Raw genomic sequence first — 6,614 nt, forward strand, 5'->3', positions numbered from 1 at the left:
TGGAATGCCAGAAATGCCGCCTTGGCTAAAATCGCGCCCGCAAATGGCGGATTTCTGACAGCCGCGCTTTCGTGCCGGCGCTTTGATGCGTGGCATGACCGAACCAAGGCGCAAGCGCGGCACTGAGCGAACCAGCAACCGGGGGCCGTCCGCGATCCCGCAATTGCCGACAAGACGGGTGACCAATCCCTATCCGCCGATGGCGCTGCTCTCGGCCGACCAGATCGAGGCGATCCATGAAGCCTCGATGCATATCCTGGAAAATTTCGGCATCGAGGTGATGAGCCCGCGGGCGCTGACGCTGTTCGAAAAGGCGGGTGCTGCGGTCGATCATGCGTCGATGAACGTCCGCATCGATCGCGGCATGGTCGCAGAGGCGCTGAAGACGACACGGTCCGCCTACACGCTCACGCCGCGCAATCCGGCGCACGCCATCCATCTCGGCGGCAACACGATCAATTTCACCCTGGTGGCCGGGCCGCCCAACGTGCACGACATGGAGCGTGGCCGCCGCGCCGGCAATTTGCGCGACTATCAGGACCTCGTGCGGCTGGCACAGCATTTCAACTGCGTCCACATGCTCGGCAACCAGGTCTGCGCGCCGATCGAACTGCCGGCCAATTCGCGCCATCTCGACACTTACTTCGCCAATCTGACGCTGACCGACAAAAGTTTCCATGTCTCGGCGATCGGCCGGGGCAGGGCGCTCGACGGCATCGAGATGATGGCGATCGCGCGCGGGCTGACGCTTGACCAGCTGCGCAACGATCCCGGCATCGCCACCATCATCTCGGTCAACTCGCCGCGTCGCTTCGACGAGATGATGGCCGAAGGCCTGATGACCATGGCCGAGTTCGGCCAGTCGGTAGCGGTGACGCCTTTTACGCTGATGGGGGCGATGAGCCCGGTGACGCTGGCCGGAGCGCTGGCGCAGCAGAACGCCGAGGCGCTGTTCGGCGTCGTGTTGACGCAGCTCGTTCGGCCCGGCGCGCCGGTCATGTACGGCGCCTTCACCTCCAATGTCGACATGAAGTCGGGCGCGCCGGCTTTCGGCACGCCAGAAAACACCAAGGCCAACATCGCGTCCGGACAACTGGCAAGGCGCTATGATTTGCCTTACCGCACGACGCCCGGTTCGGCCTCCAATGCGGCCGACGCGCAAGGCGCCTATGAGACGCTGATGGCGCTGTGGGGCGCGGTGCTCGGCCACGGCAACCTCGTCTACCACGCTGCCGGCTGGCAGGAGGGCGGGCTGACGGCGTCGTTCGAGAAATTCATCATCGACGTCGAGATGATCCAGCACATGATGGAGTTCCTGCGGCCGATCGTGGTCGACGAGGGGGAACTCGCGGTCGAGGCGCTGGGCGCGGTGCCGACGGGCGGCCATTTCTTCGGCGAGCCGCACACACTGGAACGCTACGCCACCGCCTTCTACCAGCCGATGCTCTCCAACTGGCAGAATTACGAGGCCTGGCAGGAGGCCGGCGGCCTCGACGCCACGGCGCGCGCGACGCGGCTGTGGAAGAAGGCGCTGGAGGAATATGTCCAGCCAGAGATGGATCCTGCGGTGCGCGAGGCGCTCGAAGCCTATGTCGCCAGGCGCAAGGAAGCGATCGGGCAGGGCGAGCCGTGAGTTCCTTGGCGTCGGCGCGGGCACCCCCCTCTGCCCTGCCGGGCATCTCCCCCTCAAGGGGGGAGATTGGATATCATCTCGGCTTTCGCAAATTTTCGGCGTCGCAGGGGATGGCGGAGTTCGAACTGCTGATCTCCCCCCTTGAGGGGAGATGGCCGGCAGGCCAGAGGGGGGTGCTTGGCGTTGCCCTTCCGATTCACCTTGTCTCTCCAACGTATTGATATCAGAGAAAAACCCATGAAATCGCATGCAAAGGTCGTGGTCATTGGCGGCGGTGTCGTCGGATGCTCGGTGCTGTTCCATCTGGCCCGGCACGGCTGGACCGACATCGTGCTTTTGGAGCGCGACGAGCTGACCTCGGGCTCGACCTGGCATGCCGCCGGCGGCATGCACACGATCAATGGCGATCCCAACGTCGCCAAGCTGCAGAAATACACGATTTCGCTCTACAAGGAGATCGAGGAACTGTCCGGCCAGGCGACCGGCGTGCACCTCACCGGCGGCGTGCTGCTGGCGGCGACCGAGGCGCGTCTCGACTGGCTGCGCGGCGTCGTCGCCAAGGGGCGCTATCTCGGCATCGACCTCGAGGTGATCTCGCCCAACGAGGCGGCCGAACTGATGCCGCTGCTCGATCCAAAGCAATTCGTCGGCGCGGTGCGTAACAAGGAAGACGGCCATCTCGATCCGTCCGGCGTGACGCACGCCTATGCCAAGGCGGCGCGGAAACTAGGCGCCGAGGTCGAGCGTTTCACCAAGGTCGAGGACATCGTGCGCCGTCCCGACGGGCTGTGGCGCGTGATCACCAACAAGGGCGAGGTGGTGGCCGAGCATGTCGTCAATGCCGGCGGCCTGTGGGCGCGCGAGGTCGGCCGCATGGTCGGGCTTGAACTGCCGGTGTTGGCGATGGAGCACATGTACCTGATCACCGAGGACATGCCGGAGGTCGCCGCCTGGAACCAGGAGACCGGCACCGAGATCATCCATGCGGTGGATTTCGACGGCGAATTGTATCTGCGCCAGGAGCGCGGCGGCATGCTGATGGGCACCTACGAGAAGGCCAACAAGCCGTGGTCGGAATTCCAGACGCCATGGAATTTCGGCCATGAACTGCTGGAGCCGGACATCGATCGCATCGCGCCGTCGCTGGAAGTCGGCTTCCGGCATTTCCCCGCCTTCCAGCACACCGGCATCAAGCAGATCATCAACGGCCCCTTCACCTTCGCGCCGGACGGCAATCCGCTGGTCGGTCCGGTGCGCGGCCTGCCCGGCTTCTGGGTCGCCTGCGGCGTGATGGCCGGCTTTTCGCAGGGCGGCGGTGTCGGTTTCGCACTTTCAAACTGGATGATCGAGGGCGATCCCGGTGCCGACATCTGGGCAATGGATGTCGCGCGCTACGGCGACTGGGCGACGATGGCCTACACCAACGCCAAGGTGCGCGAAAATTATTCGCGGCGCTTCTCGATCCGCTTCCCCAATGAGGAATTGCCGGCCGGACGTCCGCTCAAGACGACGCCGGTCTATGACGCCCTCTCGGCCAAGGGCGCGCAATGGGGCGTGTCCTACGGGCTGGAGGTGCCGCTCTGGTATGCCCCTGAAGGCGTCAAGGACGAGTTCTCGTGGCGGCGCTCGAGCGATTTCGACCATGTCGCGAAGGAAGTGGCAGCGGTGCGCGGCGGCGTCGGCCTGGCGGAGATTTCCAACTTCGCCAAATACGCGGTGACGGGTGAGGGCGCAGCCGCCTGGCTCGACCGCATGCTGGCCTGCAAGCTGCCGAAGCGCGGCCGCATGACGCTGGCGCCGATGCTGAAGGATGACGGCAGGCTGATCGGCGATTTCACGCTGGCCAACATCGACGACGGCGAGTGGTTCATCGCCGGCTCCGGCATCGCCGAGCAATATCATATGCGCTGGTTCGAGGCGTATCTGCCGAAAGACGGCTCCGTGCGCGTCGAGGCTTTGGGACAGAAGCTGACCGGGCTGGCGATCGCCGGACCGAAGGCGCGAGATGTGCTGGCAAAGGTGACGCGCGCTGACGTCTCCAATACGGCATTGCCCTTCATGGCCGTTGCGAAAATGGACATCGGCATGGCGCAGTGCCTGGTCGGCCGCGTCAGCTATACCGGCGATCTCGGCTACGAAGTCTGGGTGGCGACCGAATATCAGCGCGCCGCATTCCAGGCGATGATCAAGGCAGGCGAGGAGTTCGGCATCGGCCTGTTCGGCTCGCGCGCGCTCAATGCTCTCAGGCTCGAAAAGAATTACGGCTCATGGGCGCGTGAGTACAGGCCGATCTATGGGCCGCTGGAGGCAGGCCTCGACCGTTTCGTCGCCTATGGCAAGGAGGCGGACTTCATCGGCAAGCAGGCGGCACTGGCCGAACGCAAGCAGGGCGGCAAGCTGCGGCTGCGCGCCTTCATCGTCGAAGCGGACGACGCCGATGTCATCGGCGACGAGCCGATCTGGTACGATGGCGTCGTGCGCGGTTGGGTCACCTCGGGCGGCTACGCGCATCACGCGAAACAGTCGGTCGCCATGGGCTATGTGCCGAAGGAGATCGCTGACGAGAGCGACGGCTTCGAGATCGAGATACTCGGCAAGCGCCATGCGGCGCGAACACAAGCCTCGCCATTGTTCGACGCGAATTTCGAAAGGATGCGCGCCTGACCGGGCGCGCATTCTTTTGGCAGGGTTACGCGTTGCGGCGGTTGTCCAGCGCGAAGGCGCCGGCACCGGCAAACACGAGATAGAGGAAGATGAAGCAGAAGGAGATCGCCGCGTCGCCGCCATTGTTGACCGGGAAAAAGTCGCGCGGCGCATGCGCCATGAAATAGGCGATCGCCATCTCGCCAGCGAGAAGGAACGCCACCGGCCGGGTGAGCAACCCGAGAGCGAGCAGGATGCCGCCGGCGAATTCAAGGATGCCGGCAGCCAGAGGCAACCCACTCAAGGCGCCGGCGTGCTCGCCGACGGGGAAATTGAACAGTTTCTGGGTGCCATGTTCGATGAATTGCAGCGCAGTCACGATGCGCAGCACGCCGAGCGCCTGTGGCCGGTACTGGGAAAAACCTTCGAAAAGCTTCATCCAAAACTCCATTTTGCCTCCCCGCCTGGCCATAAAATATCGCCCTACAATGGACCACTCACTTCCGATGCCCTGCCTTCAACAATCGGTGAGTGAAAACGGTTTCATCTCCCAAAAATGTTTCTCTTCATGGTTGCATAAATATCGCTATGGTTGTATTGATGCCGGTACGCCAACCATCCGAGTTCCCCTTGCCATGAAAACAATCGTCATCAGCCTGTTCGCAATCCTTGCAGGCACCAGCTTCGCCATGGCCGCCGAGGGCGGCTGTGATGCCTTCAAATGGCCGGTGGCGCGCGAGCAGGCACTGTTTGCGGCAGCGCCGGCCGCGCAGTCCGGCGCTGCCCTGACGGTCGGCCAGGCGATGGATTTCACGCTCGCAGCGGTCGACACGATCAGCTTTGAAGTGCCTCCGGACCGTGCCCCGGCAGCCGGCACGTTCGGCGCGACCGCAAGCATCGTCGTGCCGCCGGAAGGAGAGCTCCAGGTCAGCCTGTCGGATGAGGCCTGGATCGATATCGTGCAGGACGGCCACGCCGTGAAGTCGGCTGGGTTCAGCGGCGTGAAGACCTGCCCGGGCATTCGCAAGAGCGTGCGTTTCAAGCTGTCGGCCGGTCCGGCCACCGTCCAGCTCAGCGGCAGCAAGAAGGCCGACCTCAAAGTGGCGGTGCTGACGCCGGAGTGATCCGGTCGCCTACCGCATTGGCGCGATGAGCGCGAAATGCGCGCCTTGAGGATCCGTGCACTGTACGATCCAATCCCCGCCGGGCACCTCCATCGGCCCCATGATGACCTTGCCGCCATTGTCGGTCACGCGCTTGGCCGCGGCGTCGATGGCGGCGACGTTGAAGTAGAACTGCCAGACTGGCACCGGGATCTGCTCAGGCTTGTTCATCATGCCGCCGACAGGGTCGCCGCCAAAAGCGAAGACCTGGTAGATGCCCATGGCCGGGCCCATGTCGAAGTCACCGGCCTTGGTCCAGCCGAACTGGCCGGCATAGAAGTCGAAAGCCGCTTTCCAGTCCGTCGTGTAGAGCTCATGCCAGCCGATGTGGCCTGGCGTTCCCGCCGGCACCGGCGGCTGATCGGGTTGGTTCGGCTGCAGGAACATGAAGGTCGCGCCTTGCGGATCGGCAACGACAGCAAAGCGCCCGACGCCCGGAATATCGTCCGGCGCGCGGTGGACAGAGCCACCCGCCTCCTTCAGCGACGCCGTCGCGCCATCCGCATCCTTGGTGTGGATATAGCCGAGCCAGGCCGGCGGCATGCCCATCTTGGCGGCATCCTCGGGCAGCGTCATCAAGCCGCCGACGCCGCGCTCGCCAACATTCATGACGATGTAGCGCGGCATGCCGGGCGAGGTATCGAAGGGTTGGCCCTTCCAGCCGACAACGGCTGTGTAGAAGGCCTCGGCGGCGTCGAGGTCGGTGGTCATCAATTCGTACCAGAAGAACGGCATCGGTGATTTCGGCATCGTCATGCTCCTTGGGTTTGTCCATCTGATTGTCTCGTGATCGATCTTAGGATGATCCGACGACAGGAATTCGACATGGGCCGGAAATCGACGGCGGCAAGGCACTGTGACTGCAATCTTGCGCGCCATGCGGTTTTCGCCTTTGCTTGTCCGTCAATGAGGGGATCACGATCCATGCGGCAGATGTCGCTCACGCCGGAGCTTGTGGCGCTCTGTCATCGGGAGGAAGCCGATCCAGGTCCGGACGGCAGCTGGACGCAATTGAACGACGATGATTTCCGCTCGCTTGCCCAGCGTCTGTCAGGCGAAGCCGACGAAGGGCCGCTGTGGGTGTTCGCCTATGGCTCGCTGATCTGGAAGCCGGCCTTCGATTCCGTCGAGCAGCAGCGCGCCTCGGCCCATGGCTGGCATCGGTCGTTCTGCCT

At 63.9% G+C, this 6,614-nt stretch carries 6 protein-coding genes; 4 read left to right on the forward strand and 2 right to left on the reverse strand.

What is annotated here, in order from left to right; all coding sequences use genetic code 11:
• The first annotated feature begins 94 nt into the window (after window positions 1-94).
• Window positions 95-1,633, forward strand: coding sequence for a trimethylamine methyltransferase family protein (locus tag EN742_RS19270; protein WP_148670155.1), 1,539 nt, complete (start codon window positions 95-97; stop codon window positions 1,631-1,633).
• A gap of 237 nt (window positions 1,634-1,870) precedes the next feature.
• Complete coding sequence (locus EN742_RS19280; protein ID WP_128333156.1) at window positions 1,871-4,297, forward strand: FAD-dependent oxidoreductase; 2,427 nt, start codon at window positions 1,871-1,873, stop codon at window positions 4,295-4,297.
• A gap of 25 nt (window positions 4,298-4,322) precedes the next feature.
• Here the strand turns inward: EN742_RS19280 and EN742_RS19285 are convergent, their stop codons facing one another.
• Entirely contained in the window at window positions 4,323-4,715 is a 393-nt protein-coding gene (locus tag EN742_RS19285; protein ID WP_127400539.1) for a DoxX family protein, read from the reverse strand.
• A 67-nt stretch (window positions 4,716-4,782) separates the two neighbouring features.
• On the opposite strand from EN742_RS19285, the gene EN742_RS19290 reads away from it, so the two are divergent.
• Window positions 4,783-5,400 (forward strand): hypothetical protein, encoded by a 618-nt coding sequence (locus EN742_RS19290; RefSeq protein WP_348628267.1) that lies wholly within the window; start codon window positions 4,783-4,785, stop codon window positions 5,398-5,400.
• Between the two features lie 9 nt (window positions 5,401-5,409).
• On the opposite strand, the gene EN742_RS19295 is transcribed toward EN742_RS19290, so the two are convergent.
• Window positions 5,410-6,189, reverse strand: a complete 780-nt coding sequence (locus tag EN742_RS19295; protein WP_127400538.1) for a VOC family protein — start codon at window positions 6,187-6,189, stop codon at window positions 5,410-5,412.
• A gap of 174 nt (window positions 6,190-6,363) precedes the next feature.
• On the opposite strand from EN742_RS19295, the gene EN742_RS19300 reads away from it, so the two are divergent.
• A partial coding sequence (locus EN742_RS19300) for a gamma-glutamylcyclotransferase (RefSeq protein WP_189375461.1) occupies window positions 6,364-6,614 on the forward strand: 251 nt, incomplete at its 3' end.

It is taken from the genome of Mesorhizobium sp. M4A.F.Ca.ET.020.02.1.1 (assembly GCF_004022645.1).
In the GTDB taxonomy this organism is placed as follows: domain Bacteria; phylum Pseudomonadota; class Alphaproteobacteria; order Rhizobiales; family Rhizobiaceae; genus Mesorhizobium.